Genomic DNA, 575 nt, shown 5'->3' with positions numbered 1-575 from the left:
GCGCTGAGCACGCGGATGGCGCTGACCAGCCCGTCGACCAGGTGGCCCTGCTCGAACGCCGACGAGGCGGCGGCCACCCCGAGCGGTGCGGCCGACTCGGCGCCGCGGCCCCTGACGGCCGAGCCGTAGACCACCTCGATGGCGCACTGGTCGGGCGAAACCGCGAGCAACACCGCGTTGTCGGGCGTCGGCACCTGGGCCAGGATTTCGCGGGCCCGCGCGGCGGTGTCGCTACCCAGGTCGCCCAGGTAGATGGCGAACCGCGCCAGCGACGACCGCGAGCCGTACTTCAGCGCGTCGTCGATGGCGACCAGGTCCTTGGTCGGGAAGGGGTAGTGCACCGACAGCTCGCCGGGCTCGGTCACGGCCGAGACCCGTCCGCTGGTGGTGATCACCGACCCCTTGGGCAGCCCGGCGGGCTCGATCGTCGCGACCTCACCACGTGCCACTGGCGCCACCTCCAACCGAGAACTCCGCCGCACCGTGTCCGCCGTGCGCGTGGCCGCCGCCTCGTCGGCGTTCGAGCAGGGCCACCTGGTCGACGGGCTGGTCAGCGCCATCCGCGTGCTCAGCGC

2 protein-coding genes are annotated in these 575 nt (G+C 73.4%); one reads left to right on the top strand and one right to left on the bottom strand.

Annotated features, from left to right (window positions below):
- A partial coding sequence (locus tag A5673_RS21695) for a DUF5130 domain-containing protein (RefSeq protein ID WP_068237298.1) occupies positions 1–449 on the bottom strand: 449 nt, incomplete at its 3' end.
- On the opposite strand from A5673_RS21695, the gene A5673_RS30680 reads away from it, so the two are divergent.
- The coding region (locus tag A5673_RS30680) for a DUF5130 family protein (protein WP_369806511.1) at positions 385–575 on the top strand (191 nt) is incomplete at its 3' end. The two genes, A5673_RS21695 and A5673_RS30680, sit on opposite strands and share 65 nt — an antisense overlap.

The organism is Mycobacterium sp. E3198 (assembly GCF_001667015.1).
Classification (GTDB): domain Bacteria; phylum Actinomycetota; class Actinomycetes; order Mycobacteriales; family Mycobacteriaceae; genus Mycobacterium.
Note: the sequence above shows the minus strand (reverse complement) of the source record. Positions and strands in the feature narration are given on the sequence as shown.